At 63.8% G+C, this 26,525-nt stretch carries 28 protein-coding genes and 1 tRNA gene; 9 read left to right on the plus strand and 20 right to left on the minus strand.

The annotated features are described in order from the left end of the window. Window positions 1–66: 66 nt before the first annotated feature. Window positions 67–1,473, minus strand: coding sequence for an ATP-binding protein (locus tag NMLP_RS03305; protein WP_015408711.1), 1,407 nt, complete (start codon window positions 1,471–1,473; stop codon window positions 67–69). Window positions 1,474–1,833: 360 nt separating this feature from the next. Further along, window positions 1,834–1,959: a universal stress protein gene (locus tag NMLP_RS14100; protein WP_084260774.1), complete on the minus strand. Its 126-nt coding sequence runs from the start codon at window positions 1,957–1,959 to the stop codon at window positions 1,834–1,836. A gap of 108 nt (window positions 1,960–2,067) precedes the next feature. Between NMLP_RS14100 and NMLP_RS03310 the strand changes: the two genes are divergently transcribed. Further along, window positions 2,068–2,421, plus strand: coding sequence for a hypothetical protein (locus NMLP_RS03310; RefSeq protein WP_015408712.1), 354 nt, complete (start codon window positions 2,068–2,070; stop codon window positions 2,419–2,421). A gap of 124 nt (window positions 2,422–2,545) precedes the next feature. Here NMLP_RS03310 and NMLP_RS03315 read toward each other — a convergent pair whose 3' ends face one another. The 3 genes from NMLP_RS03315 to NMLP_RS03325 form a co-directional block, all read right to left on the minus strand. Then, a complete protein-coding gene (locus tag NMLP_RS03315) occupies window positions 2,546–2,974 on the minus strand; it encodes a type II toxin-antitoxin system VapC family toxin (RefSeq protein WP_015408713.1) in 429 nt (142 codons plus the stop codon). Further along, on the minus strand, window positions 2,974–3,243 hold the full coding sequence (locus NMLP_RS03320; RefSeq protein WP_015408714.1) for an AbrB/MazE/SpoVT family DNA-binding domain-containing protein: 270 nt from the start codon (window positions 3,241–3,243) through the stop codon (window positions 2,974–2,976). The genes NMLP_RS03315 and NMLP_RS03320 overlap by 1 nt, the downstream gene beginning before the upstream one ends. An 84-nt stretch (window positions 3,244–3,327) precedes the next feature. Beyond that, window positions 3,328–3,636: a PadR family transcriptional regulator gene (locus NMLP_RS03325; protein WP_015408715.1), complete on the minus strand. Its 309-nt coding sequence runs from the start codon at window positions 3,634–3,636 to the stop codon at window positions 3,328–3,330. Between the two features lie 89 nt (window positions 3,637–3,725). On the opposite strand from NMLP_RS03325, the gene NMLP_RS03330 reads away from it, so the two are divergent. Continuing rightward, window positions 3,726–3,995 (plus strand): DUF7111 family protein, encoded by a 270-nt coding sequence (locus tag NMLP_RS03330; RefSeq protein ID WP_015408716.1) that lies wholly within the window; start codon window positions 3,726–3,728, stop codon window positions 3,993–3,995. A gap of 142 nt (window positions 3,996–4,137) precedes the next feature. Beyond that, entirely contained in the window at window positions 4,138–6,270 is a 2,133-nt protein-coding gene (locus NMLP_RS03335; protein ID WP_015408717.1) for a DUF7527 domain-containing protein, read from the plus strand. A gap of 49 nt (window positions 6,271–6,319) precedes the next feature. Here NMLP_RS03335 and NMLP_RS03340 read toward each other — a convergent pair whose 3' ends face one another. Both NMLP_RS03340 and NMLP_RS15355 read right to left on the minus strand, forming a co-directional pair. Then, complete coding sequence (locus NMLP_RS03340; RefSeq protein WP_015408718.1) at window positions 6,320–7,051, minus strand: hypothetical protein; 732 nt, start codon at window positions 7,049–7,051, stop codon at window positions 6,320–6,322. An 88-nt stretch (window positions 7,052–7,139) separates the two neighbouring features. After that, window positions 7,140–7,298 (minus strand): hypothetical protein, encoded by a 159-nt coding sequence (locus NMLP_RS15355; protein WP_015408719.1) that lies wholly within the window; start codon window positions 7,296–7,298, stop codon window positions 7,140–7,142. A 102-nt stretch (window positions 7,299–7,400) separates the two neighbouring features. Here NMLP_RS15355 and NMLP_RS14105 point away from each other — a divergent pair, with 102 nt between their 5' ends. Then, window positions 7,401–8,036 carry an IS6-like element ISNamo11 family transposase gene (locus NMLP_RS14105; RefSeq protein ID WP_015408720.1) on the plus strand — a complete coding sequence of 212 codons (636 nt, stop codon included), beginning with the start codon at window positions 7,401–7,403 and terminating at the stop codon, window positions 8,034–8,036. Window positions 8,037–8,075: 39 nt separating this feature from the next. On the opposite strand, the gene NMLP_RS03345 is transcribed toward NMLP_RS14105, so the two are convergent. From NMLP_RS03345 to NMLP_RS03375, 7 genes are all read right to left on the minus strand, one after another. Further along, window positions 8,076–8,148 (minus strand) — tRNA-Gln (locus NMLP_RS03345). Between the two features lie 49 nt (window positions 8,149–8,197). After that, window positions 8,198–8,635 carry a metal-dependent transcriptional regulator gene (locus NMLP_RS03350; RefSeq protein WP_015408721.1) on the minus strand — a complete coding sequence of 146 codons (438 nt, stop codon included), beginning with the start codon at window positions 8,633–8,635 and terminating at the stop codon, window positions 8,198–8,200. Next, the gene (locus NMLP_RS03355) at window positions 8,632–9,117 is read right to left on the minus strand and encodes a hypothetical protein (protein WP_015408722.1); all 486 of its coding nucleotides are present in this window, start codon (window positions 9,115–9,117) and stop codon (window positions 8,632–8,634) included. Before NMLP_RS03355 ends, NMLP_RS03350 begins: the two co-directional genes overlap by 4 nt. Window positions 9,118–9,227: 110 nt before the next feature. Then, window positions 9,228–10,445 carry a Fe-S cluster assembly protein SufD gene (sufD, locus tag NMLP_RS03360; protein ID WP_015408723.1) on the minus strand — a complete coding sequence of 406 codons (1,218 nt, stop codon included), beginning with the start codon at window positions 10,443–10,445 and terminating at the stop codon, window positions 9,228–9,230. Window position 10,446: 1 nt separating this feature from the next. Beyond that, complete coding sequence (gene sufB / locus NMLP_RS03365; RefSeq protein WP_015408724.1) at window positions 10,447–11,874, minus strand: Fe-S cluster assembly protein SufB; 1,428 nt, start codon at window positions 11,872–11,874, stop codon at window positions 10,447–10,449. A 51-nt stretch (window positions 11,875–11,925) separates the two neighbouring features. Next, window positions 11,926–12,837 (minus strand): ABC transporter ATP-binding protein, encoded by a 912-nt coding sequence (locus tag NMLP_RS03370; RefSeq protein ID WP_015408725.1) that lies wholly within the window; start codon window positions 12,835–12,837, stop codon window positions 11,926–11,928. A 123-nt stretch (window positions 12,838–12,960) separates the two neighbouring features. Then, window positions 12,961–17,091 carry a DNA polymerase domain-containing protein gene (locus tag NMLP_RS03375; RefSeq protein WP_015408726.1) on the minus strand — a complete coding sequence of 1,377 codons (4,131 nt, stop codon included), beginning with the start codon at window positions 17,089–17,091 and terminating at the stop codon, window positions 12,961–12,963. A gap of 150 nt (window positions 17,092–17,241) precedes the next feature. Here NMLP_RS03375 and NMLP_RS03380 point away from each other — a divergent pair, with 150 nt between their 5' ends. Genes NMLP_RS03380 through NMLP_RS03390 form a run of 3 tightly spaced genes read left to right on the plus strand, consistent with a single transcriptional unit; the run spans window position 17,242 to window position 18,365 of the window. Further along, window positions 17,242–17,436 carry a DUF7331 family protein gene (locus NMLP_RS03380; RefSeq protein WP_015408727.1) on the plus strand — a complete coding sequence of 65 codons (195 nt, stop codon included), beginning with the start codon at window positions 17,242–17,244 and terminating at the stop codon, window positions 17,434–17,436. 30 nt (window positions 17,437–17,466) lie between these two features. After that, window positions 17,467–17,955 carry a DUF7322 domain-containing protein gene (locus tag NMLP_RS03385; protein ID WP_015408728.1) on the plus strand — a complete coding sequence of 163 codons (489 nt, stop codon included), beginning with the start codon at window positions 17,467–17,469 and terminating at the stop codon, window positions 17,953–17,955. Beyond that, window positions 17,952–18,365: a DUF7346 family protein gene (locus tag NMLP_RS03390; protein ID WP_015408729.1), complete on the plus strand. Its 414-nt coding sequence runs from the start codon at window positions 17,952–17,954 to the stop codon at window positions 18,363–18,365. Before NMLP_RS03385 ends, NMLP_RS03390 begins: the two co-directional genes overlap by 4 nt. On the opposite strand, the gene rad50 is transcribed toward NMLP_RS03390, so the two are convergent. From rad50 to NMLP_RS03410, 4 genes are all read right to left on the minus strand, one after another. Next, window positions 18,357–21,020: a DNA double-strand break repair ATPase Rad50 gene (gene rad50 / locus NMLP_RS03395; RefSeq protein WP_015408730.1), complete on the minus strand. Its 2,664-nt coding sequence runs from the start codon at window positions 21,018–21,020 to the stop codon at window positions 18,357–18,359. The genes NMLP_RS03390 and rad50 overlap by 9 nt on opposite strands. After that, window positions 21,017–22,414, minus strand: coding sequence for a DNA double-strand break repair protein Mre11 (gene mre11, locus NMLP_RS03400; protein WP_015408731.1), 1,398 nt, complete (start codon window positions 22,412–22,414; stop codon window positions 21,017–21,019). The genes rad50 and mre11 overlap by 4 nt, the downstream gene beginning before the upstream one ends. Next, window positions 22,411–22,812: a hypothetical protein gene (locus NMLP_RS03405; RefSeq protein ID WP_015408732.1), complete on the minus strand. Its 402-nt coding sequence runs from the start codon at window positions 22,810–22,812 to the stop codon at window positions 22,411–22,413. Before NMLP_RS03405 ends, mre11 begins: the two co-directional genes overlap by 4 nt. A 161-nt stretch (window positions 22,813–22,973) precedes the next feature. Then, window positions 22,974–23,249: a MarR family transcriptional regulator gene (locus NMLP_RS03410; RefSeq protein ID WP_015408733.1), complete on the minus strand. Its 276-nt coding sequence runs from the start codon at window positions 23,247–23,249 to the stop codon at window positions 22,974–22,976. Between the two features lie 191 nt (window positions 23,250–23,440). Here NMLP_RS03410 and pan1 point away from each other — a divergent pair, with 191 nt between their 5' ends. Then, entirely contained in the window at window positions 23,441–24,655 is a 1,215-nt protein-coding gene (gene pan1, locus NMLP_RS03415; RefSeq protein ID WP_015408734.1) for a proteasome-activating nucleotidase Pan1, read from the plus strand. Between the two features lie 78 nt (window positions 24,656–24,733). Here pan1 and NMLP_RS15565 read toward each other — a convergent pair whose 3' ends face one another. Together NMLP_RS15565 and NMLP_RS03420 are read right to left on the minus strand one after the other, a co-directional pair. Next, a complete protein-coding gene (locus tag NMLP_RS15565; RefSeq protein WP_015408735.1) occupies window positions 24,734–24,877 on the minus strand; it encodes a hypothetical protein in 144 nt (47 codons plus the stop codon). Window positions 24,878–24,943: 66 nt separating this feature from the next. Further along, window positions 24,944–25,141, minus strand: a complete 198-nt coding sequence (locus NMLP_RS03420; protein WP_015408736.1) for a DUF5800 family protein — start codon at window positions 25,139–25,141, stop codon at window positions 24,944–24,946. 61 nt (window positions 25,142–25,202) lie between these two features. Between NMLP_RS03420 and NMLP_RS03425 the strand changes: the two genes are divergently transcribed. After that, on the plus strand, window positions 25,203–26,438 hold the full coding sequence (locus tag NMLP_RS03425; RefSeq protein WP_084260775.1) for a polymer-forming cytoskeletal protein: 1,236 nt from the start codon (window positions 25,203–25,205) through the stop codon (window positions 26,436–26,438). The last annotated feature ends 87 nt before the right edge of the window (window positions 26,439–26,525 follow it).

Consider the following 26,525-nt stretch of genomic DNA (forward strand, 5'->3'; position numbering starts at 1 on the left):
GATCGGTGTCGCTACACCTTTGCTCAGAGGTCGCTATTCAACACGGCAATCGATTCAAGATTTGCGTCAGTCACTCTCGAGAATGGCAACGATATCGGAGAGATCGAAGAGCCGGAGGTCATCACGCTCGTCTGCAGCTTCCTCAACGGAGCGTTTGAAGCCAGAACGACTGAACAGGGCGAATTCATATGTCGGCTCATCGCCTCTATTGGGTGTCCAGTCGATGTGCTCCACGTCGTCTTCGAGATTCGAAAGCACATCATAGCCGAGGGGCGTGCTGGTGAATTTCGCTTCGCCGGCGATGAGCGTTGACTCATCAGTTGGGGCGACGACATCTACCTCCCGGCGCTTGTACCACCACTGGCGGGGCACCTGTGTGAGCTGATAGTCTGAATAAAGCGCCGGCACCGCCTGGTGACAGAGCGATTCGAATGTTTCGCTGACGAAGTCGGGTAATTCCGGTTCGATGAGATCCGCGTAGGCGTTCTCGCCGTACAGTTCGTATTGGCCTCCACGACCGTAGAGATAACGGAAGTAAAACCGGAACACTGGATCCTGAATCTTGTATCGCGTCCGCTTGCTGCGTGTCGGATCGGCGAGTGCCGGATGGTGTTTCTCGATGATCTGGAGCGTGTCCAGCCGGTCGAAGTAGTACGACGTGTTGGTGCTCTCGATGCCAGCTCTCTGAGCGATCTCGTTTCGACTGCGGTTCCCGCTGGCCATCGATTCCAGTACGGAGAAATACGTGTTTACCTCGTTGAGTTCCGTCTGAAGCACGGTCTCGGGCTCGTCGTGGAGCGGGCAATCCGGGTCGCACAGCAGCCGCGTGATGTTCTCTCCAAGGTTCTGTGATGGATCGAGTGGGCTGAGATATCGGGGGGTGCCGCCAAAGACGCCATAGACGAACACCCGTTCTTCGGGATCGTACGTCGGCACGAACTCTTGGATGGAGCGAAACGGCAGTTGGGCGAGTTCGAGACGGCCATCCGGTGTCCGAGATACCCGGCCGTAGAGTGGCGCACCGCCATCGAGGACGTGGGTATGAATCATACCGATTGCAGAGCCTGTGAGTACGAGCGTTGCCTGACTCTCGTCGACAGCTGTGTCCCACAGGTGTTGAATGACCGACGGAAGCCCCTCGTTCGATTCGATGAGGTACGGGAATTCGTCGATAACGATGATGGCGTCTCTGTCGGTGAGATACGTCAAGAGCGGTTCCCATTCCTCTTTGCGGGCTGTGATATCTGGATAGGTCGTCGCTGCTGCTTCGACGAATCGCCTGAGCTGTGTCGTCGCTGTTCCTTGGACTGCCTGATAGTACACAGCATCGTCGCGGTCGGCGATCGATTGGCGGACGAGTTCGCTCTTGCCGATCTGGCGGCGCCCGTAGATAATGGCGAGTTCTGCAGCGTCACTCTCGTAGAGGGCCTGCAACCGGTCGAGTTCATCGAGGCGATTGACGAACTGGTCCATACTCCTAGTCGTGGCGGGGAGAACGTACGTGTTTCGAAGTTAGAAGTAGAACTATAATAGTCTGTACAATAATACTTTGGGCTCTAATATCAGAGACCAATGCTTCGACGAAGGTCAGAATGCGCCTCTGCGGGCGCAGAAAACACAATTGTCTTTACTCCACGCGCCGATACATATGGGCTTCTCGCTCTTCGCAATGCGTTCGAGGAGTTCGTCAAACGTCTCGTCCGCTCGCTTCAGGCACTTTGGCATTCTTTCGTGTCGTCTATGACCCAGACGAACGTGCTCGTACGCACACAGAATGCATACACGTCTATTCGACTCACGCCGGTTCGGTGCGGGGCGAGGATCAGCCGAGACTCAGGAGCGCCCCGCCTCCGCCGGCGGCACCGCCAACACCGGCACCGCCGCCGGGCGGAGCACCCGCTCGGTCGTGCTGCCGGCGTGTCTGATCCGGTCGAAGCCGCTTCTGCCGTGCGTCCCCATTTCAGACAAACCCCCGTGGGGTTGAAGCTAAATCTTCCGTACCCATATGTTGTACACCACAAGGCATTCACCAACAGGTGTTTTACCGGAGAACCCAAACCCTCGAGTATGTCCCGTGAACGCGAAGACACCGGCCGATACACCGAGACAGTCACTCTCGACGACGTACTCGGCGTCTTCGAGACAGTAGACGGACCCGTGGTCACGTCTGGCGATGTTGCTGATGCGCTCGATTCCTCCCGAGAAACCGCTCGCCGAAAGCTACGTACACTCGAAGAGCAGGGGAGAGTCGCCAGCCGCAAGACCGCAGGGAGAGTCGTGTGGTGGGTCGTTGACGAGCAAGAGCCTGCGCGAGGCGTTGACCCGGAAGATTCGTTCTGGGAGTTCGAACCAGGCGCGTCGGGCGAGTCAGACGTGTCCGAGAACGTTGATGAGGTCTTGTACGGCAAGGAATCGACATGAGCGGAGCAGGCGCAACACCAGTGTTCATCGACACCGGCGCGTTCTACGCTAGAGCTGATGAGGACGACAAACACCACGAGGACGCGATCCACCTTTTCAGTGGTATTCGGTCCGGTGACATAGCCTATTTGAACGGGTTGTCGGCCGTCTCCAGGCGTGTGATGCCGTCAAGCGAATCAAAATCGTCGTCAAACGAGTACAGGTACTCGATCCCTTCTCGCTGCATGTAGGCGGCGATGGTCGCGTCCCCGAACGACAGCCCTTCGTAGGTCTGGAACAGGTCGACGGCGCTGGGGAAGTCCTTCTGGGCCGCGTGCAGTACCTCGAACCCAGCGGACTGGTTCAGCCGCTCGTAGGTCTCAACGGCCTTCGAGTGCCGTTTCCGGTTGTGTATCCAGTTCAGCGTTTCGAGGACGATGTAGTTCGTCACCCGCCCCGTCGGGAGGTTGCCGTGGTCCATCTCGCGGACGATCTCCATCGCGACGTCGTGGTGTTCATCATCGATGTCCGCCATCCCGACGAGCACGCCCGTGTCAACGACTGCGACCGCCATCAGTTCGTCTCCGAGAATGCAGGGTCGTCCTCGTGCCCGGCGAGGTCGTGGGTTTCGGGCCCATCGCCACCCATCGACACCGGCTCGAAGTCGTCGAAGGCGCCGTATCGCTGCTTGACGACCTCGACAGAAAGGGTCCCCTCGTCGTCGACGGCCCAGCGGAGTTTGTCACCGGCCTCGATGTCGAAACGGCGACGGAGCGACGCCGGGATCGTGACCATCCCTCGGTCACTGACTTTCGTTTCCTCGGGCGCTTCGTCAGTTGCCATACCCGACAGTACAGACTCTCTATTGATACATGTTGCGCCACATGCGACTCACGGACGAAGCTCGTCAAACGTCCCCCCCGCTCACTACGTGTCACCGTCTTCGCCCGTTCGGGCGTCACTCCCCGGGTCGACGCGCCCGCACAGCCACTCGGCGTGGGTCTCGACGCTTTGTCGACCCGCGTCGGTCAGCGAGTAGACGTCCTCCAGCCCCTCGACGTGCGTGTCGACGAACCCGCTCGATTCGAGCGCGTCGAGGGCGCCGTAGAACCGATCCGGCTTGACCCGCCGGTCGTAGCGCGCCTCGATCGCGGATTTGAGCGTCTGTGCGCGGCGTTGGCCGCCGTACAGTAGGACGCAGACGTCTCGCCGGAGGCCGCTCGTGAGCCACTCCATGCTTCGGCTCCCGGCGGGGGGGACAAAGAGCCACCGGCCCGTGCGGCCGGGACCGGTAGTTTGGCAACCGGGGGGACCTATGCCCCGGTATGTCAGAGGCCGAATCGGGTGGTATCGCCGCCCGCTACGAGGAGCGAAACGGCGAGCGGCTGTTGCGTTTCGAGACCGACGGCCGGACGGCCGCCGTCGCACAGAACATCGAGGGATACGCCATGTTGAAGGTGCGGCCGAGCGCCGACGGCGACGAACTAGAGCGCTACTACGGGTTCGATATGGCGCTCGATCACGCCGCGGAACTGCTCGGCGTCTCGTCCTCGGCGTTGCCGATTCCAGCGGACGCCGAAGACATGGGGATGTAGAGCGGGGCCTTCGGGACGCTCCGGCGTCGGGACACGACGCCCCGACGGTGAGACGTATCGTCCGAGGTTGGGGGCGGGATCGTCCGGCGTCGAGCCGGGATCGCCCGGTAGCTATATGACCGTCCTGCGGGAGGACGTAGGTATGGACGCCCACTCCGTTGTCGACGACTGGGACACCGCTCCGTTCGACGGTGGGTTCGGCGGGATCGGCGCGTTGAAATCGCGGGGATTCGACGGCGCGATCGAGGCCGACGGGACGTGGCTGTTTCTCCGCGACGGCGAGGCGCTCACCGCCGTCGCTGATCTCGACGTCAACCCGCGGCCGGGCGACGTCGACGCCTTCGAGGGCGCGACCGGCCGACAGCACGAGGCGCCGACGGCGGGCGTCGCGACGGTCGCGGCGATGTTGGCGCTCGGCGGCGACGTTCGGGGCACGTATTTCACCGACGACACGCCGCTGTCGGCGGTCGACGAGACGCTCTCCGGCGGGGGGTTTACTGGCTACGTCGAGCTCTCGGAGAACGTCTTGAGCGGCGACTACTACTACGTCTACGTCGACGGCGCGGTCGAGCACGTCGCCTTCGTCGGCTCCGAGCAGCTCCTCGTCGGCGAGGAGGCCGAATCGAGAGCCGAAGGCGAGGTCGGTATCTACGACGTCGTCGCGGTCGAGCTCTCCCGTCCGGACGTTCCGGAGCCGGAATCGCCACCCGAGCCAGGCCCCGAGCCCGAACCGGCGCCGACAGCAGATGCGGGGCTGGACGCGGACGCGAACATAGAGACGGACGCCGGCCAAACTGTGAGTTCGGATTCGGGGCCGGATTCGGACCCACCGCCGGACGCGGAGTCGGCGTCTGCGTCGAGAGCCGGTTCGGGACCGAGCCGGTACGGCGGTACGGCGGATTCGGACCCTGATAACGGCTCCGGCGCCGATGCGGCGGGCAAAGCGGATTCGGATACGGCCGGAGGCACGGAGACGAAACTCGAGGTGGACACGTCGTGGCTTGAACGCGACGACGAGCCGGACGCCGACACCGGAGAGGACGCCATCGTCGAGGCGGACGGCACAGAGTCAGAGCCCAGCGTCGAGGCGGACGGCACAGAGTCAGAGCCCGGCGCCGAGGGCGATATCCCGGGAGGTGCCGGTGTCGAGACGGCGAGAGACGAACCCGCCACCGACGAAGGGGCGAGCGGCGACGGGGAACGGCCGGACGACGAGGAGACGGGCCTGAACGGGGCGACGGGTGACGACGCACGACGGGACGACCGCGACGGCACTTCGGTCGCCGCGATAGCCGACGACGAGACGGAGTCGACGGCGTCCGACGCGACTGCCGGAGGGGCGACGACGGACGCGCCTCCCGACCCATCGGAGAGGGCGACGCTCGACCGCGAGGACGACGACGCCCGAATCGAACGATACGAGATCCGAATCGAGGAGCTGGAGGCCGACCTCGCGGCGGCCGACGCGCGGATCGAAGAGCTGGAGGCGGAATGTGAGTCACTCCGGGCCGACCGAGACGACCTGCGGCGGCGGGTCAAAACGGCGGACGCGTCCACAGCAGAGTCGCTGTCGCCCGAGGCGGCCCTCGCCGAGACCCGTCTGTTCGTCCGCCAGCGTAGCCGCGGCGAGGGAACGCTCTCGGATGCCCACGACGGCGCCGACCGGGAGGCGGTCGTCTCGAACCTCCACATCGAGTATCACACTACCTTCGACGACGAGGCCGTCTCCGTCGAGGGCGAGCCCTTCGAGACGTGGCTGCGGGCCTCCGACGCCTACGCGTTCGTCGAATGGCTAACGACGGAGTTGCTCTTCGAGATCCGCTCGGCCAACCACCTGGAAGCAGTCAGGCCGCTCTACGATGCCCTCCCCGACGTCGACCGAATCGGCTTCGAGGAGACGATCGCGGTCGGCGACGGCACCGAGGGCCGCGAGATCGGTTTCGATCTCGTCGCCCGCGACAAGTCGGGACATCCCCTCGTCGTCGGGGCGTTCGACCGGGGCCGGGACCCGACGTACGCCGACGCGGTCGAGCCGTTCGTCGCCGACGCTGCCGACGTCTGTGCGGCCCACGAGACGCTCGCCGGCGCCGTCGCGATCACGTCGAGTTACTTCGAGTCGGACGCGATGTCGGTGGTCGGCGAGGCGACGAGTTCCAGCCTCCTCAGCCGGAGCCGATACCGGAGCTACGTCAAGCTCTCGCGGACGAACGGCTATCACCTCTGTCTGGTCGAAGCACGGGACGGATCGTTCAACCTGACCGTCCCGGAGCTGTGAGCAGGCCGGAACGCGAGTTCAACGGGCCAAGTGAGAGCCACCCCTCGGCTCAGGCGCCCTCGATGCGCGCCACGCGTCCACCGTCGACGGTCGCGAGCGCCCACGCCTCCGGGAGGTGACCGTCGACGACGGCCTCCGGAACGAGCGGTGCTGGAACCGGCTGGTAGGCGTTGGCCTTCAGCTCCCGGACCGACGGAAACCGGCCGACGACTCGACCCGTCGAGCGCTTCTGGACCCGAAACCGGCCGTCCCCGTTTCGCCGGTAGGCATACTCGAAGGCGTCGGCCGACGGACACGAGAGGTCCTCGAGCGTCCCGACGGCGGCAGCCGCCTCGCCGTCGGCCTCGAGGACGAACCGCGTCCCCTCGCCGGTCACCCCGTCGGCCGGTTCCGCTCGCCACGTCGGAGGGTCGTCGGCGCGACAGCAGGCCAGCCCCGCATCGCCAGCCGGGAGGCGGTCAGGGGTGTTATAAAAGGTGCGACCCCGCTCGGTTTGGTCGGCCACCCCGGGTGGATCGGTCAGTATCCCCCGGATCGCCGCCGCGTCCGCCGGGTGGGCGACGAAAAGTGCCGTTCGCCCGGCAGCGGCGGCGCTGCCGATCGCCTCGAGGAGTGCGGTCGGGTCCGGACGGCCGACGACGACGGAGAGCGACCCCGGAACGCCGATCCGGTCGGTCCGGCCGGTCGGGACGGCGATCGTCGCGCCGCCGCGGTCGCCGACGTCGTAACCACGCTCCGCGAGTGCAGAGCGGACGGTCTCGAGCCGCTGGGTGTGCGTCATGGGTGAAGAGCTTCGTCAGCGGTGAGACGACCTGTGAGCGTACGTCGAGAAGCGATCCGTCGAGTATCTGAGCTACCGGACGGAGTGATCACGTGGCTGTAATCATGTCGAGGAGGTTCTGAAGCGAGTTGATTAACTCCTCGAGGAAGGGAACCAGCTCGGTCGGGTCGCCAGCCTCGGCAGCAGCGACGCCACTAAACAGGACCAAGGCCACGAGCGCCGCGAGCGATAACAGTGTCTGTCGCATACACAAATGTTCTACTCACGTCATAATGAATGTTGGGCCGGCAAGCGCGACGGTGTTCAAATACGGATTGAAAGGTGAGGCGGTGCGTTTTCAAACTGATTTATGCCCGAAAACGACCGCCTCAGCGGCTGTTTAGACGAGATCAACGTAGAGTTCGTGGAGCGAGAAGCAACACCGAAGCTGTTGATGAAGCCCAGTATGCAGCTCCATCTCGCAGGATTATCGCTTTCGAATACTGTTTCGTTTCTTGAGGTATTCGGTGTTGACCGGGGTCGATCCACCGTTCACAGCTGGGTTCACGAGGCCGATTTACAGCCGGAATCTGGTCGGTGCCCGAATCACGTTGCGGTCGATGAAGCCGTGATTCAACTTGACGATGAACAATATTGGCTGTACGCCGCTGTCGATCCGGATTCAAACGATTTACTTCATACAAAGCTTGAACCGAGAAGAACGAACGTGGTCGCAGATCAGTTTTTCGCGGAACTCCGCGACAAACACGACGTGGATGACGCGATCTTTCTCGTCGATGAAGCGGTTCCGCTTCACCGAGCCTGTGACAAACACGACCTCGGCTTCAGATACGAACGACATAGAGATCGGAACAGCGTCGAACGTGTCTTTCGCGAGGTAACACGCAGAACTACCAGCTTCTCAAACTGTTTCAGCAACGCCAAAGCAGAAACTGCTGATAAGTGGCTCAGATCCGTTGCTTTCGCATGGAATCAGCGTATCTGAACACGAGGGCAAGCGCCAGGAGCCTCTCCTCGCCACGGATAGTCCCGGGCGGATTCGAACCGCCGTCATGGGCTCCAAAGGCCCATATGATTGGCCACTACACCACGGGACTTCATCTTGATCTAAAACGCTCCGGCACAATAGCCTTACCCTTTCGGCGCTCAGTCGGCGGGTTCCGTGGGAACGTCGACTTCGAGCAGTTCGCACGCGTCCGTCTCGGCGTCGAAGCAGTCCGGACAGCACTCGGCCCGGTCGATGATCGTATCGAGCCGCTCGGCGACCGTCTCGTCGATGACGCTCTCGAGCTGGCGGGCCTCGGCCTGGAACTCCTCGACTTCGAGGACCTCAACGAGGAACCGCTCGATGATACAGTACGTCTGCAGCGCGTCGCGGGCCCGTCCGAGCCCCTCGTCCGTCAATGAGACGCCTTTGTACTTTTCGTGTTCGGCGAGTCCCCGCGACTCGAGCTTTCCGATCATCTCGTTCGCACTCGCCGGGCTGACGCCGAGGTTGTCGGCGATATCCCCCGTCGACGCCGGTCCGTCGGTTTCGTCCTGAACGAGATATATGGTCTTGAGGTACTGCGCTTGCGTGTTCATTCTCGTCGCTCCATGAGTGCCGTCACGTCCTCCACTCCGTCCCGTTCGTCGCGTCTGATCTCCCGGAGGGTCTCGAGCAACCGCTCGCGGCCGATCGTGAACTCGATGTCCGATCCCTCGATCGCCGTAATCAGGTCGTCGTAGAACTTGTACGCCGTCTCCTCGTTGCACAGCTGATCGTACAGCACCCCGTCGAAGTCGGTGTCCGACTCGTACTGGGCGGCGACGAGCGCCTCGATCTCCTCGTAGGCCACTGGATCGGCGTCGAGTCCGTCTACCAGGGATTCGAGACGCCCTCGGTGCTCGGCCGACTCCTCGGCGGCCCCCTGCAAGAGATTGACGACGTCGTGGTCTAATGCCTTCTCACCGAGCGCCTCGTGATGCTTGTGAGCGCGCGCCTCGACTACCTCCTCGAGGACCATTCCGATCTGGAGAAGCCGCGCGAGTTGGTGATCCGTGGCGACCGGGTGGGTAAGGCTCACCGCGTCGATCCCTCCGGAGCGTCCATATCGATGTTGAGGGATCCACGAACATAAGCGTACCCGTCGCCGGTCAAAAAGTGAGCAAAGACGGGGCCGGCGGCCCGCTCCAGTCAGTCTCGCGCGTGGAGCCGATCCTGAATCCGATCGCGCAGGTCATCGCGTAGTTCCTCGACTTCGATCTCCTCGAAGACGGGGACGAAGAACCCTTCGACGAGCATGTTCCGGGCCAGCCGGTCGGTGAGCCCGCGGGAGGTCATATAGAACATGTCCGTCTCCGAGACCTGTCCGACGGTCGCGCTGTGGGAGGCCTCGGTGTCGTGGTTGTTGATGATCAGTTTCGGTGACGCGTCAGCCTCGCTCTCGTCGGAGAGCATCAGCGTGTTCTCACGCTGGTAGGAGCTCGTGTCCCAGGCATCGGTGCCGACGTGCTGGACGCCTTCGTACACCGACCGGGCGACGTCGTCGATGACGCCGCGCGTGACGAGGTCGGCCGTCGTGTGTTCGGCGTCGTGCCACACCCGGGCGTCGACGTCGAAGTGCTGGTCGTCGTGGCCATAGAAGGCTCCGACGATCTTCGACTCCGAGGAGTCGCCGTTCAGGTGGCTCTCGACGGAGGCCTTGCTCAGGTGCGAGCCGACGTTGCACTCTATCCAGTTGGCCGTCGCGTAGGTGTCGATGTCGGCCTCCCGCAGCGAGTAGACGTACGTCGTCTCGTCGAGGTCCTGAAGGTTCCCGAACTGCACGTAGCTGTTCTCGTGGGCCGCGATCTCCGTAATCGCGCTGTAGTAGCGGTTCCCGTCGACGTCGTCGCCGGACTCTTGTCGCTCTAGAATCGTCACCGACGACGACTCCTCGGCGACGACGAGCGTGTAGTTGAACAGCGACCGGGAGTTCATCGTCGTCCGGATCGTCACGTCCTCGGCGTCCACACCCTCCGGGACGTAGACGACCGTGCCGGTCGTGAAAAGCGCCGTCGACAGCGCCGTCAGGTAGTTCGACTCGGGATCGACGACGCTCCCGAAGTACTCCTCGAGGAGGTCGCCGTGCTCGTCGACCGCCTCAGAGAACGACAGGACTTCGACCCCGTCCGGGCCGACTTGGTCTTTTTTTTCCGCCGCCTCTAGGGGGTCGACCAAGGCGTCGTAGTCGAGGTCCTCGAGGTTGGTCCACTTGCGGCCGGGCGTCTGGATGACGTCCGGGAACTCGACCTCCTCGAGCGCGCCGAGTGCGTCGAGCCGCGTTTCGAGCAGCCAGTCTGGCTCCCCAAGCTCCTCGGAGATCTGTCTGACCGTCGCTTCGTCGACGGATGCGTGTACCTGCGTGGACATATTATCCGAGTGAGCCCTCCATTTCGAGCTCGATGAGCCGGTTGAGTTCGACCGCATACTCGATGGGCAACTCCTCGGTGATCGGTTCGATAAACCCGGCGACGATCATCTGTTTGGCGTCGTCGTCGTCCAGCCCCCGCGACTGGAGATAGAACACGTCCTCGTCGCCGATCTTCCCGACGGTCGCCTCGTGGGCGACGTCGACTTTCGACTCTTCGATCTCCATGTACGGCATCGTATCCGACGTCGACTCGTTGTCGAACATCAACGCGTCACACTCGACGGACGTCGAGGCGTCCTCGGCGCCGTCGGCGATGTGGACGAGCCCGCGGTAGTTCGTCCGGCCGCCGTCCTTCGAAATCGACTTCGACTCGATTGTCGATTTCGTGTTCGGCGCGTTGTGATACACCTTCGCGCCGGTGTCGATGTTCTGTCCGTCGCCCGCGAACGCGATGGTGATGTGGTTGTCGGTCGCGCCCGGCCCCTTCAGAATCGTCGAGGGGTACAGCATCGTCGCTTTCGACCCCATCGATCCCGACACCCACTCCATCGTGGCGTCTCTTTCCGCGATGGCGCGTTTCGTGTTCAGGTTGTAGGTGTTTTTCGACCAGTTTTGCACCGTCGAGTACTGGACGTGAGCGCCCTCTTTGACGAACACTTCGACGCCACCGGAGTGGAGGTTGAACGCGGAGTATTTCGGCGCCGAACAGCCCTCGATGTAGTGGACTTCGGAGTTCTCCTCGGCGATGATGAGGGTGTGTTCGAACTGGCCCATGCCCTCGGAGTTCATCCGGAAGTACGCCTGCACCGGCATATTGACGGTCGTGTCTTCGGGGATGTAGACGAAGGAGCCGCCGGACCAGATGGCGCCGTGGAGTGCGGCGAATTTGTTGTCGCTCGGGGGGACGCATTTGGTCATGAAGTACTCTCGGACGATCTCTTCGTGTTCTTGGACGGCTTTGTCCATGTCACAGAAGATGACGCCTTTGTCCTCCCAGCGTTCCTGCATGTTCTGGTAGACGATTTCGGATTCGTACTGGGCGCCGACGCCGGAGAGGGCGTTCTTTTCGGCTTCGGGGATGCCCAGTTTGTCGAAGGTGTCTTGGATCTCCTCGGGGAGGTCGTCCCAGTTGTCGGCGCCGCCGCGGGCCTCGATGTCGGGTCGGATGTAGGGGACGATCTCGTCGATGTCGACTTCGCTGAGGTCGGGCTGGCCGGGCCAGTCGGTCGGCATCGGCATCTCTTGGAACTGCTCGAGGGCGCGGAGGCGCCGGTCAAGCATCCATTCGGGTTCGTTTTTGTCCTCGGAGATGACGCGGACGGTTTCCTCGGTGAGGCCTTTCGCAGTTTCGAAGGCCGAGGATTCTTCTTTTTTGAATTCGAATCGGGCTTCGGTGTCGGTCTCTTGTAGGTGTTCTTCGGAACTCATGTGTTGTAATTACGTTTGAATGCTTATAGGGTTGTGCGTAACTGTTCGTGGTTACGCTGCCTCGTAGACTTCCTCTCGGACCCAGTCATACCCCTTGTCCTCGAGCTTCTTGGCGAGTCCGGCGTCGCCGCTCTTGGCGATCTGCCCGTCGAGCATCACGTGGACGTGATCGGGTTCGACGTAGTCGAGAATCCGCTGGTAGTGGGTGATCTGGAGGATTCCGGTGCCCTGCTCGTCGCGAAGGGCGTTGATCCCGTCGGAGACGTCCTGAAGTCGGTCGATGTCCAGCCCCGAGTCGATCTCGTCGAGCACCGCGATCGAAGGCTCGAGGAGGGCCGCCTGCAGCACCTCGTTTTGCTTCTTTTCGCCGCCGGAAAAGCCCGCGTTGAGATACCGCTGTGCGAAGGATTCGTCCATGTCGAGAACCTCCATCGTCTCCTGGAGGATCTCCTGGAACTCGGCCACACCGACCTCACCCTCGTCGACGTCACCCTCCATCGGGGAGGTGTCGTAGCCGGCTTCGTCTTCGTCCTCGTCCCCGTCCTCGGTTTCCCCCTCGAAGAGTTCCTCGCGCTCCTCGAGTTTGGCGTTCAGCGCCGTTCGAAGGAAGTTGACCATCGTGACGCCCTCGATCTCGGCGGGATACTGAAAGGCGAGGAAGATCCCGAGCGCGGCGCGCTCGTTGGGTTCGAGGTCGAGCAGGTTCCAGGTGCGCTGGTCTTCGCCGATCTCGACGCCTTCGAATTCGTCCTCGTCGATGTGGAGCAACACCTCGCCGTCGGTTACCTCGTAGGCGGGGTGGCCGGCGATTATCTTTGCTGTCGTCGACTTCCCGGAGCCGTTCGGCCCCATCAGCGCGTGGATCTCCCCGGAGTCGACCTCGAGGTCGACGCCACGGAGAATCGATTCGCCGCCGTCTTCCGCCACGGACGCGTGCAGGTTCTTGAGTTCTAATGTGGCCATTGTGTCGTCTACTCTAGTGTGGTACCGTGATGTCCATAATAGTTTCGGGTTCAGCGCCAATTGCCTTTTTGATTCAAAAAAATATTTTTCTTTGTGGAAAGACACCACGGCACACGGATCGGTTTACATGAAGCTTCCGAGCCCCGTCTGTTCTTGGCCGCTTTCGACCTCGTCCCACGAGATGTCGAGTGCTTCGAGGATGCGGGCTATCGGCCCCTTGAGGGTCTTATCGAGCATCTTCTCGTAGTCGACCTCGAAAGCCTCCGGCACCTGGTCGTCGAACTCGAAGCAGATGACTGCCTCGCCGCTTTCGGCCTCCCGTTTGAACTCCCCGTACAACTGGTCGACCGACGGGTCCAGCCGCTTTTCTTCTTCGATTGCTCTAAAGAAGGAGGGGTGGACCTTCTCCAGGTAGAGCCGTTTGGGCTTCGACCCGCTGGCGAAGTTCGTCCCGAAGAGCAGGTTCGCGTACTTCGCGCCCCGGACCTGGGCGGTGTCGGTCTCGTAGTTGTCGAGTTTCTTGCCGATGCCGCCCGGGATCCCGATCTCGTCGAGGCTCACGTCGCCCGTTTGCACGCGCTCTATGACCTCGCCGACGTAGGATTTGATCTCCTCGCGGTCCGCCCCCGTGACGATCATCTCGAGGACTTCTTTTTGTACCTCCTTCGTGATCGGCGCGATGTCCGAGCGCTTGTACTCGAAGCCCGTGATGTCGATGTCGTCGACGTCTTTGCCCTCGGACCAGATTATGTGTCCGGCGTACCGCTTCTTTTTGCCCGCCTGGAAGAACCGCCGATAGAGCTTCTCGAATTCGATCTCAAAGCGGTGCGTGGTCGCGTTCAACCGCTCGGCGAACTCGTCGTAGGCGTCGTTGATGTGGGACTCGATCTCGAAGGACTGCGCTATGGCCTCCTCCTTCGAGATGTCGTGTTCGAGTTCCAGCATGACTGAATCAGTATTGTGGAGGACGACGCCGCCGACACCGTCGACGAAATTATCGTTTTCGGCGACGCTCAGATCGTAGACGTATCCATCATGATCGACCTCACGGAGAACCGGATCCCGACCCCGCCGGTAGGAGTCGACAGTCCGGATCGTGTAACTGTCCTTGGCGTCCCGATATTTCAACGAGTGTTTCTTTCCGCGTTGGATGAGAAGCATCGATAATCCGGCCGCCAGTTCCCTGCTTATCGTCTCGAAATCGAAGTTCCGTTCGGCGTATGCGTCGGAATACCGTGGGAATTCACGGGAACCATCACCCTCGATCAGCGTTTCGAGAAACAGGTCCTGTTCGTCGTCCTGCAGGTGATACACGAACGACGGGAGCCGCTTCTCTCGGGATGTCTGCCCTGCGAACTCGCGGAAGAATACGGCCGCAAGTTCATTCATCATCTGGAGTTTCTTCGTCCCATCGTCGTAACTGACTGCCGTATCACCGTGGTCCGTCCGGTATTCGATCGTTCGCTCATCGCTACTGTCGTTATCGATGACGCTCGCGGTGGTGTTCTCGAAGAGGCGATAATAATCGTCCCGTAGGCCGACGAGCCACCTACGCCGGGATTCGGCGATGCTGGCACCGTATCTACAATCCGACGTCTCTTTCGTCGTCGCGCTTCCCTCGGTTACGTAGGCGGCGAGCAGCCGACAGAGCGACACGCACTCTTGAGTCCCAGGTCGGATGTACCGCTTGACTTTGACCGTCGAGTCGAGTTCGCCGTAGTGATCGTGACCGAACCAGACGTACTCGTCGTTTGCGTGAACTCGTTTCGTTTTGATGGTCGTCCCTCCGGTACCACGTCCGTCCTCGTATTCGCGCTCGTAGCCGGAGAGAACCTCGTAGACGTCTATAGCGTCGTTTCTGGTCTCGGCAGGTAGGTCCGGTATTCGAAGCGGTTCATCGACTTCCTCCGGCGTCGCTTCGACATATTTGCTGTTATCATCAACGATATACGAGTGGTTCCGCGTCGTCGTCGACTCGCCGAATTTATGTTGGAGATTGACGACGGGTCTGTCCGTCCGGTGCCGAATAACCCGCTCTATCGGCCGCCATCCAGCCGTCCCCTCCTCGGAGAGCGACAGCGCGTCCCAGCCATCGAGGTCGGCAAACTCCTTTCGGGACCCATCGTCAATTTGTGTGTCACCGTCCGCCGCGACGAATACGCGGTCATCGGGCCGTTTTTCGGCGCGGTCAAACAGGGCCTCAATCGGAACGATACGGATCGTACCGTCAGGGTCCCGAACGACTACCGGCCGGTCTCCCGATACGCTGTCCCCATATATAACATTTTTGTCAAGTTCGCTCGCCGCCGCCTCGGTGAACTCGATCACCTCTCTCCCCGTTGCGGTCACCGCAGAGCCCATCTCCTTGTCGTACAGTCGGAACCGATCCCACCCCAAAACGCCGTAGAGAGAGTTCATAATGACCTTGACGGCCGCCTGTTGTCGGTCGTAGGTCTCGTAGGCGTCCGTACCGGGGTCGTTCTCGTTCCGCAGCGATTTCTTCTCCTCGCGTTCCTCGAGCAGTTCGTCGACCATCTCCCGGATCATCCCGTCCGGCTCCTTCTGGAAGTGGGTCCCGTTGGGCGCGACGTACGTCTCGTCGTCGTAGGCGTCGGGGTCGACCTTCGTCTCCGGGGAGGCGTTGATGGTGGTCATCGCCATCGGATAGAGACTCTTCAGATCCAGCACGGACACCATCTCCTTGACTCCCGAGATCGGGTCGAAGACGGCCCCGCCCTCGTACTCTTCGCTGTCCTGTCGACCCTTCGACGGGAGCGCGAACTCGCCGTGGATCTCGTGGAGGACGTACATGTCGACCGCGTCGCCGGGCGTCGTGGCGTCCTCCAGTTTACAGCCGACGAAGGTGGCGACTTCCTCCCAGAAGGGAACGATCTGTTGTTTGCGGTCCAACTCCACGCACAACTCGACGTCCCGGAGGTTGTACTCGAGCAGTCGCTCGGGGTCGTCGCTCCACAAATCGCCGATATCGCCGGGATAGCGCTCCTTGCCGACGCCCAACTCCTCCTCGCCGACGGCGTCGAGGCGGTAAGAGTCGAGCTCGGAGAACTGCGTCCGCTGGTAGGCGTAGAGGAGATCGAAGACGACGCGGCCCTTGATGTTCGGGCCGCCCCACCCGGAGTCCCAAACTTCGTTCACCCGCGAGAGCCGATCCGAGTCGAGGCGGTCGTGCTCGTGGGCCAGACGGTCGATCCGGTCGATGAGGTACGGCGCGTCAAAATCCGTGAAATTCCAGCCCGTCAATAGATCTGGATCAGTCCTGTCGACGTACTCGAGGTAATCGGCGAGCATCTCGGCCTCGTTGCCGAACCGATGCACTTCGATATCGGGGTCGTCGTCGCCGATCGGTTCGTAGCTAGAAATCTCGTCAGGGGCGGCCACTCCCTCCCGTTCATCCTCGAAGAGCCAGACCACGTACTCGTCGCGGTAGGAGTCGTGAGCCGTCAGACTGATGATCGTCTGCTCGCCGTCCTCGGGGAACCCGTGGCGGTCGTCGACCTCGATGTCCAGCGTGTGGACGCGGCTCTCGGCCTCGACGTCGACCGGCTCGATCTCGGTGTGGTGGATCTTCAGGCTCCCGTCGTCGAGCCGTCTGGTCGGCACCCGGACGCCGCTCGTGATGTCCTTGTCGATGAGCAGGCGGTTCGGAAAGAGAATGTCGGCCTCGTAGTGATCGAAGCGGTCCCGCAGCTCCCCGACGTCGCGGGGCGTCTGGCCGAACACTTTCAGAAGCGACTCCCCCCGGATCGACTCGTAGACGACCAGTTCCCGGTCGTCGTGGTCCCCGGTGTCGACCCCGTCGGCCGCCCGGTCGCCGTAGGTCTCGACCCCGGTCAGGCGCTCATGATCGAGTCGCGAGTCGACGACGTCGGCGTCCGTGAGTGGCTCCTCGGCGTCCGTGGCGATATCGAGGTCCGAGACCGGAGTGTAAAAATACGGCCGGAAGCCGTGGACGCGGGCGTGTGCTACCCGATCGTCGCCGTCCGCCACGGGAACGCGGCCGAACACGTGCAACACCGCGTGCTCGTCGTCGCCGCGCCCCTCGATCGTGTAGTTGACCTGTGTGACGACGAACTCGACGTGGCCGTCGGGGTCGGGAAACGCCTCGTCGTCGATCTCGACGACCTGTGCGTCCTCGCCGCTCTCGCCGCCCGCGACCGCGGCAGCCTCCGCTTCCGGTCGGTCGTCGCCGGCCGACTCCGAACCACCGAACTCCCCGAGGGTTCCCTGTTCCATTAAGAAGTTTCTCGGCACTCGGAGTCAAAAACCCCTCGTGTTTCCCGTTCCGTTTATAAACCACTCGGCTGGCTCGGGAGCCGTGTCGTCGCCCGTCACCGACCGGGTGGATTTAACTCTGTAGGCCCCATCTCGGGTTGGTGATACGGCGTGCCCGACACTGATCCATCTGCCGAGACGACCGCAACGGACGGGGCGGACGAGCCGGACGAATCGGCGGTATCCGACGCCGTTCGATCGACCAAATCCTACGAGACGGAGGCGGGCGTGGTGTTCTACGACGCAGACAACCCGCTCGCGTGGCTGCAGGCCGACCACGCCGTCGATCTTGAATCGGCCGCGTGATTTTTGCTCCCGGGGGCCGTCACTGCGACTGTGAACCCGTTCGAAGAGGACCAAGGGAACGCGTGGCCGGACGAGCCTGACGAGTTCGATCCGGACAGTATCGGCCCGGATCCGCCTGACTCGACCTCGACGCTCGGGGAATCCTTCGGCGCGACGGCCGACGTCTCCGAGGACCTGTTTCGGGCGTTTTGGGCGTCGGTCCTGTTTTCGAACGTCGCGCTCGCGTCCCTCTCGCTCGGAGCGATGCTCGTCTATTTTCGCGGTGACTACGGCGCCGGCGGCCCCGCGCTAGTTGTCGGGGCTGTCGCCGCACTCGCGACGGCGCGATACTACTGGCGGTTCAAGACCGAGCGATACACGCAGCCGGGGACCGGCGACGACGAGCGAGGCACCGACGAGAGCGGACGGGAGGCCGACGAATCCGGAGCGACGGACGACTCCGCGGTCGCTGCCCCCTCCGGATCGACGGATCGCTCCGAGACGGAGCTCCAGAGGGAAACGGGCGGGGAGCCGCGATGAGAGCTGTCGACTACCGCGGCGATCGGTACCTCCTGTTGAAGCAATCCGACGAGTCGAGTCTCGTTCGTGACCCCGAGACCGGCGACGAACGTTACCTCCCGAACGACGAACTGACCGCTACCGGCGATTCACCGCTGACCGTCGCAGCGAGGACTGTTCCGGACCCACAGCGGCGGCTTCTCGGCGCCGTCCACTCCGAGCAGATCCTGGGATTGCTCGTCGAATTGTCCGACCGTGGCCCGCTGTCGGTTCGCGAACTTCTCGGGCGTTATGATCTCTGTGAGTCCGACCTCCACGGGCGAGTCGGGGAACTCCGGGCGGCGGGGCTCGTCCGCGAGGCCGACGTCGCCGGCGAACGCGGCTACGGGACGACCGAACTTGCCGAGGAGGCGCTCTCGGCGCTACGGTAACGCTTCCGTCCTCGCCGACCGTTCGACACTCGAACGGTTCGTGGTCGGGTCCTTCCGGACGGCGATCAGATCGTCGGCCGCGCCGACTAGCTCTTCGTCGTGGCTGACGACGATGATCTGGGCGACGCCGTGGTCGGTCATCGATTCGATCAACTCGACCAGCTTCGAGACGTGACCGGAGTCGAGAAACACCGTCGGCTCGTCGAGAATGAGCGGCGGTGTCGGGGCCTGCCCGTCGATTCCCTCCGAGAGCAGCCGGTAGATCGCACACCGCAACGAGAGGTTGAAAAGCGCTCGCTCGCCGCCCGAGAGCTGGTCCGGATCGAGTGGCGTTCCGTCCTTTTGATACACGGTTAACTCGTACTCGCCGTCGAGTTCGATCCGCGCGTAGGAGTCGTTCCGGTAGACGAGATCGAACGTCTCGTTGAGCATCGCCTCCAGCCGGTCGACGTTTCGCTGTCGGAGCTCCGTTCTGAGGTCGGCGTACATCGCCTGGAGGTCGCGCGCTTCCTCGTAGAGCGACTCCAGCCGGTCGACGGTGTCGCACAACGCCTCGCGGCGCGCTCTGAGCGCCTCGAGTTCCTCGAGTTCGTTTTTTACGCCGCCGATGGCGTTTTGAAGTTCGTCGCGCCGCTCGCGTCGGGCTTCGAGGTACGTCTCCACCTCGTCGAGGTACTCCGCGGCGCGCTCTCTGTCCGCCTCGGCCCGTTCGAGCGCCGCCTCGTCGAAGGCCGCCTTGAGTTCGGCCGTCCGGTCGCGCTTGTCGGCGAGCCGCTCGCGCCTGAGGTCGTTCCCCTCGGCGACGCTCTCGCGGCGTTCCCGGAGGCGTTCGGCCTCGCGTTCGTGCGCTGCGACGTCGTCCAGCAATTCGGCGATCCGAACGACCCCCTCGCGACGCTCGTCGATCCGGGCCTTCTTGCTGTTCAGCTCGCCGATGGCCGTCCGGGCCGACTCGGCATTCGTCTCGGCTGTCTCGGCGGCTTCGAGCACCGATTCGGCGTTCGCCTCGGCGGCGTCGGCCTCGGTCCGGCGCTGCTCGGCCCTATCGGCTTTCGCCTCGACGGTTTCGGCCATCCCCTCGACGAGCGAGGCGACGTCTTCGTGGCGCTCCTCAAGCCGATCGAGTTCTGCGGCCGTCTCGACGAACCCCTCGGCGCGTTCGCGTGTCGCCTCCAGGCGCTCGATGCGACCTTCGGCCGCCTCCAACTCCGAGGCGAGCGTCTCGACCCGCGCCCTGTCGTCATCGATCCCCTCGACGTGCGGCGATCCCTCGACCGACTGGCCGCACTCCGGGCACCTGCCCGCCTCGAGGAGCGCCTCCGCCTCCTCGACGGTCTCGCGGGCGTTCGCCAGGTCGGCCCGCAGTTCGGCCGTTGCCTCCCTCGCCGCCGTTAGCTCCTCGTCGACCGATTCGCGGTGGTCTTCGAGTTCGTCACGCTCGACGGGAGCGTCGGCGAGCGCCTCCCGGAGCGCCTCGGCCTCGTCGGCCAGGGATTCGAGTCGGTCGCGCCGTTCACCGAGTTCGGCCCGATCGGCCTCGATTTCGGCTTCGAGTTCGGCGGCCGTCTCTCGCGCCTCGGCCGCGTCCGCCCGGAGCTCTTCCGCCCGCTCGCGTTTCGTTTCGGCCTCGCTCGCGTGTCTCTGGGCCTCGAGTCGGCGTTCCTCGATGCGGTCGCGTATCTCCTCGGCCGACTGCTCTAGCTCGTCGAGCCGTTCGGAAGCCGCATTCCGGTCCGCCGACTGGAAGTCGGTGTCGGCGAGCGCCCCGTCGAGTTCCGCCTGTAGCGTTTCCGCGCGCTGGCGAACCTCTCGGATCCGCTCGCCGAGCGACTCGCGCTCGCGCTCCGCGTCCGCGATTTCGGAGGCGAGCGTCTCGATCTCCTCGTCGAGTTCGGCGATCTCTTCGCGTCGCTGTTCGTACTCCTCGATGACGCTTTCGGCCGACTGTAACGTCTCGCGTGCCTGCTCGCGGCTCCGTTCTTTCTCCTCGATATCCGCGTTGAGTTCGTCGAGTTCGTCTTCGAGACCGTTGAGACGGGCGTGGAGGTCCTTGTCCTCCTTGTCCTCGATCTGCTCGTCGAGCTGTGCGAGCGCTCCCCGCTTGTCGTCGAGGACGTGTTTGACCCCGAGGCGGGCCTCGCTCGCCCGCTCTCTGTACTCCTCGAGGACGCCCAGTTGCAGGAGTCCGTCGATCATGTCCTGGCGCTCGCCGGGCGAGGCGTTGATCAGCTTGTTCACTTCGCCTTGGCGGACGTACGCGCAGTTGACGAACGCCGAGGCGTCCATCCGGAGCAACTCCTCGATGTGGGCTTCGACGTCCGTGACCTGCTCGACGGTCCCGTCGGGCGTCTCCAGCACGCAGGTCGTCGTCTTCGCGGTGTCGCCGCGGACTTTCACTTCGCGCTCGAGGTGATAGGAGCCGCCGTCGTGGCTGAACCACAGCTCGACGACCATCTCCTCGGCGTCGTTCGAGATGGCGTCCTCGAGCGTCCCGTCGATGGCGCCGGAGCCGTACAGCGCAAAGAAACACGCCTCGAGCAGCGAGGACTTGCCGCTGCCGTTGACGCCGTGGATGACGGTGACGCCCTCCCGGAGCGACACCTCGCTGTCGGTGTAACACTTGAAGTTCCGGAGGTCGAGTCGCTCGAAGTTCACAGGTACTCCTCCATGGACGCCTGTCCCTTGCCGTCGGCGTCGGGGCCAAGGGGTGTATCGTCGCCGTCGCCGTCGTCACCGGCTGTTTCGGGTTCGACAGCGTTGCCGCCGCCCCCGGTCGCTCCGGCGTCATCGGTCGCCCCGGCGTCGTCCGTTGTCTCGGCGTCGTCGACGACTCCGTCTGCCGACTCGGTCCCCGGGTCATCGGCCACCCCGCCGTCCAGCGCCGCGCCGGCCCCGCTTCCGTCCCCGGTCGCGTCGTCGCTCTCCGGGGCCGACTCGAAGGCGTCCGGGTCCCCGAGCAACTCCCCGACGCGGCGTTCGATTTCCTCCGCGACGTTCGAATCCGCGACCGACCCCGCCCGGATCGTCCCGTCGAGCTCGCGGGCCGCGTCGCTGAGGCCCAACTCGCCGATACGCTCCTCGACGGCCGCGTCGGGGTCGCCGAAGGAGACGTCGAGATCGACGTCGGCCGCCTCGAACTCACGTCGGTCGGTCACCCGGGCGACCAACGCTCCCTCGTCGGTGGCGAAGGACTCAATCCGAGCCGGCGCGACAGCCTCGCCGTCGCCCTCGATCGAGACGTGGACGACCGCCCTCTCGAGGTCGTGTTCGCGGAGCCGATCGTGGACCCGTTCTACACCCTCGCCCTCGGCGAGGTCGAGATCGACGAAGACGAACGGTCGGGTCTCGATCCCCCGCCGCGAGATCCGGACGTCGCCGTCGAACGCGACGAGGTTGTAGCCGCGTTCGTCGCGTTCGCCGGCGCTCGCGCGCTCCGTGGAGCCCGGATAGGTGGCCCACGCCCCCGTCACTTCTTGTTTGGTCGGCGCGTGTTCGTCGCCCAAAAGCACCGCGTCGAATTCGACTGACGCCGACTCCAACACTGCTTCGAGGTCCCACTCGACGTTGCCGTAGTCGGGGACGAGCGGCTCGAAGCGGCCGTGCGAGACGAGTGCCGCGTGGTCGGCGTCGTGGGGGGCGAACCCGTACTCGAGGTCCTCGCGTCGGGAGCGCGGAACGAAATCGAGCCCGTAGAAGGCGGTGTCGCCGACCACGGTCGGTTCCTCGCCCAGCCGCGTCGCCAGCCCCATCGCCTCGAAGAGGTCGAGCCACTGCGCTGAGCGCTTGGCCTCGTGGTTTCCGACGACGGCGAGAAACGGGATGTCGGCCTCCGAGAGCGTCTCGAGGACGTCCCGCGTCCCCAGAAGGTCCGAGAGGCCCGGGCGGCGGTCGTGAAAGAGATCCCCAGCGTGGACGACGGCGTCGACTCCGTCATCGGTCGCGTCCTCGATCACCCGTCGGAACGCATCGAGGAAGTCAGCCCGCCGCTCGGTGCTGTGGTACTGTCGGTACCCGAGGTGGGTGTCGGCGGTGTGAAGCACCCGTGTCATCGAAAAAAGGGTTCGCCGCCGCGTCTTAAATCGGTTCCGTGACCGCGGTGAAAGTGATCGTCGCCTCGGTCGGCCCGGGCGACGGCGGGCCGGTCGCCATCGCCATCGCCGTCGTCCGCCTCGTCGTCACCGCCGGGTCGATATGCGCCCGCCGCCGCCCAGCGGAACAGGCGAAACGCCTCGAGTGCACGCCGCCCGCGGCGCTCGAGAGACGGGTCGTCGGTCGCCTCGACGGCCGCTGCAAGTTGGTCGGTCCCGGTCGTCTCCGCGAACCGGGCCGCGGCCTCGATTTCGTCCGTCACCTCGACCGCCCGCTCGATGACGGCGGCTTCGCCGTTCCCGGCGAGCCGTCTCAGTGAGGCTTTCACCCGCGTCGCCTCCGGCGTGTCGTCGCACACGGTACGTGCCAGTGGCTGCCTTTCGGTATATAAATTCTCCGTCGCGGTGGCCGTCGGCACGCGCGCCGCCGTCGCTCGGCGCGTGGATTCGCCACGACGTAGGCCCGAGGTCGACGCCCCGCGTCGATACGGTTCGGGGCCGACGGCGACAGCGTCGACGCTCAGCTCGGCTGCGGCTCGGCGTCGATGTTGAGCGCGTACACTCGCTTCCGGGCGTCGGTGAACGAGAACCGCGATTCCACGGCGTCGACTTCCTCGAGCCGGGTAATCGCGTACCGAACCGTCCGGGAGGGAAGCATCGTCTCCGCCGCCAGTTGGCTCTGTGTCAGCCGCTCGTTGTACTCGAGGACCTTCGCGACCAGTTTCGCGCTCGGCGGGAGGTCGGCGACGGCCTCCCAGCCGACGCCCGGTCCCCCGCCGAATTCGGTTGCGCTCATCGTCGCACCGTACATTATGTCGCAACATAATATTTTCTATCCATATATATGACTTCAAGTTATATTGGATTCGGCGACGCAACGGCTACGCCGTGGCGGCTGCATCGCCGGACGCGAGCGGGTTGAGGGGTCGATTCAACATCTGGCACCACCCGAAGCCTCTTATGAGTACGGGCGCTATAAAGCCAGTAATGAGCGATACTGTTGACGACGTCGACCTGCCCTACGAGGACGGCGCGTCACAGCAGCAAAAGCTAGAGGCGCTCGAGGAGCGTCTGGAGATTCTCGAACAGCAGAACGACGAGATGCGGGACAAACTCCTCGACGCCAACGCGGAGAACAACAAATACCAACAGAAACTCGAGCGGCTGACCCACGAGAACAAGAAACTCAAACAGTCGCCGTTGTTCGTCGCCACGGTACAGGAACTCACCGATGAGGGCGTCATCATCAAACAGCATGGCAACAACCAGGAGGCGCTCACCGAGGTCACAGACGAGATGCGCGAGGAGCTCTCCCCGGACGCCCGCGTTGCCGTCAACAACTCCCTGTCGATTGTCAAACAACTCGACAGCGAGACCGACGTCCGCGCCCGCGTGATGCAGGTCGATCAGTCGCCGGACGTCTCCTACGCGGACATCGGCGGCATCGGCGAGCAGATGGACGAGGTTCGCGAGACCGTCGAGATGCCGATCAAGAGCCCGGAGATGTTCGACGAAGTCGGCATCGATCCCCCCTCGGGCGTGCTGTTGCACGGCCCGCCGGGGACCGGCAAGACGATGCTGGCGAAGGCCGTCGCCAACCAGACCGACGCGACGTTCATCAAGATGGCGGGCTCGGAGTTGGTCCACAAGTTCATCGGCGAGGGCGCGAAGCTGGTCCGGGATCTGTTCGAACTCGCCCGTCAGCAGGAACCAGCCGTCGTCTTCATCGACGAGATCGACGCCATCGCCGCCAAGCGAACCGAGTCGAAGACCTCCGGGGACGCCGAGGTCCAGCGGACCATGATGCAACTTCTCGCGGAGATGGACGGCTTCGAGGACCGCGGCCAGATATCGATCATCGCAGCGACGAACCGCTTCGATATGCTCGACCGCGCCATCCTCCGTCCCGGTCGATTCGACCGGCTCATCGAGGTGCCGAAGCCGGACTTCGAGGGCAGAGAGATGATCTTCGAGATCCACACCCGCGGTATGAACGTCGCCGACGACGTCGACTTCGCGGATCTGGCGGATCTCGCCGCCGGCGCGTCCGGCGCGGACATCAAGGCGGTCTGTACGGAAGCCGGAATGTACGCCATCCGCGACGACCGCGTCGAGGTCACGACCGAGGACTTCGAGGGAGCCTGGCGGAAGATCCGCCAGACCGAAGAGGACGCCGACGAGGTTTCGAAGACGTTCGCCTGAGCGTCTCTCGGCGGTGCCCGGCCGGTTTGTCGCGCTTTTCGACGATACAATCGACCACCGAGGACGGTCCGTCCGCGCTCAGAACGCGAGGAATATCAGATACGGCACCGCGAACAGCGCCAGGGCCATCCCGAGAATGACGAGTGCGTAGGCGGCGAACGTGCTTCCGGCGGTGACGAACGAGGCGTGGTCGAGTTCGGATCGGCGGTCGGCGGCGTCCATACGCCGTTGTTCGGACAGATCTATTTATACGTACCGCCCACCCGAGCGCGGTACTCCCGAGCGCGCTCAATCCAGTATCTCCACGATCCGCTGTGGCTCGCCGGACAGCGAGGGGTTTGCCTCGATCAACTGCAGTACTTCGTGATCCGTCACGTCGGGATAGTCCTTTCCGGTCGCCTCCTCGATGAGCGCTTTCTCCATTCGGAACTCGGTCCCCTCGTAGACGACGTCGACGCCCTCCTGATCGAACGACAGAACGGTCATACGACGCGTTGGCCGCTCCTACTTATAACATCGACGGGATCGGGGTCGTGGTGTCTGCCGGATGTCTGACGCCGCCGGAGGGGTTAATACGCCCGCCGAACACCACACACCCGTGTTTGGGTCGGATCCACTCGAGGAACTCGTGATCCCGGACGGGACGCACGTGACGGAACACGACCTCGTCACCGACGGTGACGTCCTCGTGGGCGGGCAGAGCGCCATCGAGTTGGGGGTCCGGGCCGGCGGCGTCGTTGCCGGCGAGCGCGTTAGCTTCGGCGGCGATATCGAAGCCGACGGCGATTGTCGACTCGACATGTGGTGTGAGGTCGACGGCAACGTCCTCGTCGGGAGCGACGCATACCTCGGCGAGCGCGTCCAGATAACGGGCCAGCTTATGGTCTCCGGCGACCTCGACATCGGCGACGACGTCGACATCGACGAGGGGTTCGAGGCCAACGGCTGGATCGTCATCCGGAACCCGATGCCGACGATCGTCTTCCTGTTCGTCTACCTGTCGCACCTGCTCCGCATCGGCGAGGAGGAGGCCGCCGAGGAGGTCGCGGCGACGGCCTTCGCCGACGACGCAGAGGCCGATCCCGCACGGATCCCCCGCGGTGCCCGCGTCTCCGACGACGCCTGGCAGGTCTCGACGCCGGCGAGCATCGGCGACGACTGTCGGCTGCACGGCAACATCCGCGCCACGGAGATCGGCGTCGGGGCCGACAGCGAGGTGTTCGGCAGCCTCCGCTCGAAAGGCCCCATCCGGGTCGGCCCCCGAACGATCGTCCACGGCGACGTGACGACGCGAAGCGGCGACGTCCGGATCGGCCCCGGCGTCCACGTCCGAGGCGACATCTCGTGTGGACGGTGTGAACTCTCCGAGGCCGCCGAGGTCGACGGGACGATCCGCGCCAGCGACGGCATCTCCTTCGAGGAATTGCCCGAGGATGGCGGTACGGCTGGAACGGGCGACGAGTCCGCGACCGCCGGCGCGGACGGTCCCGACACCGACCTGAAGCCGGCGATCGTCCCCCTCGGCGAGGGGGCGTTTCCGGCCGACGATCAAGGGGGTTCCGATGCCGATTCGGGAACCAACGCCGACGCCGAGGTGAAACCTGATCCGGACGCCGACGCTGACACGGACAACGATACCGACCCCGTCCCGGCAGTCCGATCGATCGAGGACGCCGCCGGGTGGGATGCTGACCGGCGGAACGGCCGGAACGGCGGGGGGAACGCCGAGGACGTCGCGGCGATCATCGCCGACGCCGAGGCTGATCGCGAACCGGACGGCTGAGTCCGTCGGCCGAGCACCGCGGCCGCCGGCCGGCCGGGAACACGACGGCGGTCATCGGGACACATATACGCCTCCCACCGGTAGCCG

This window comes from Natronomonas moolapensis 8.8.11, assembly GCF_000591055.1.
GTDB classification, from domain to species: Archaea; Halobacteriota; Halobacteria; order Halobacteriales; family Haloarculaceae; genus Natronomonas; species Natronomonas moolapensis.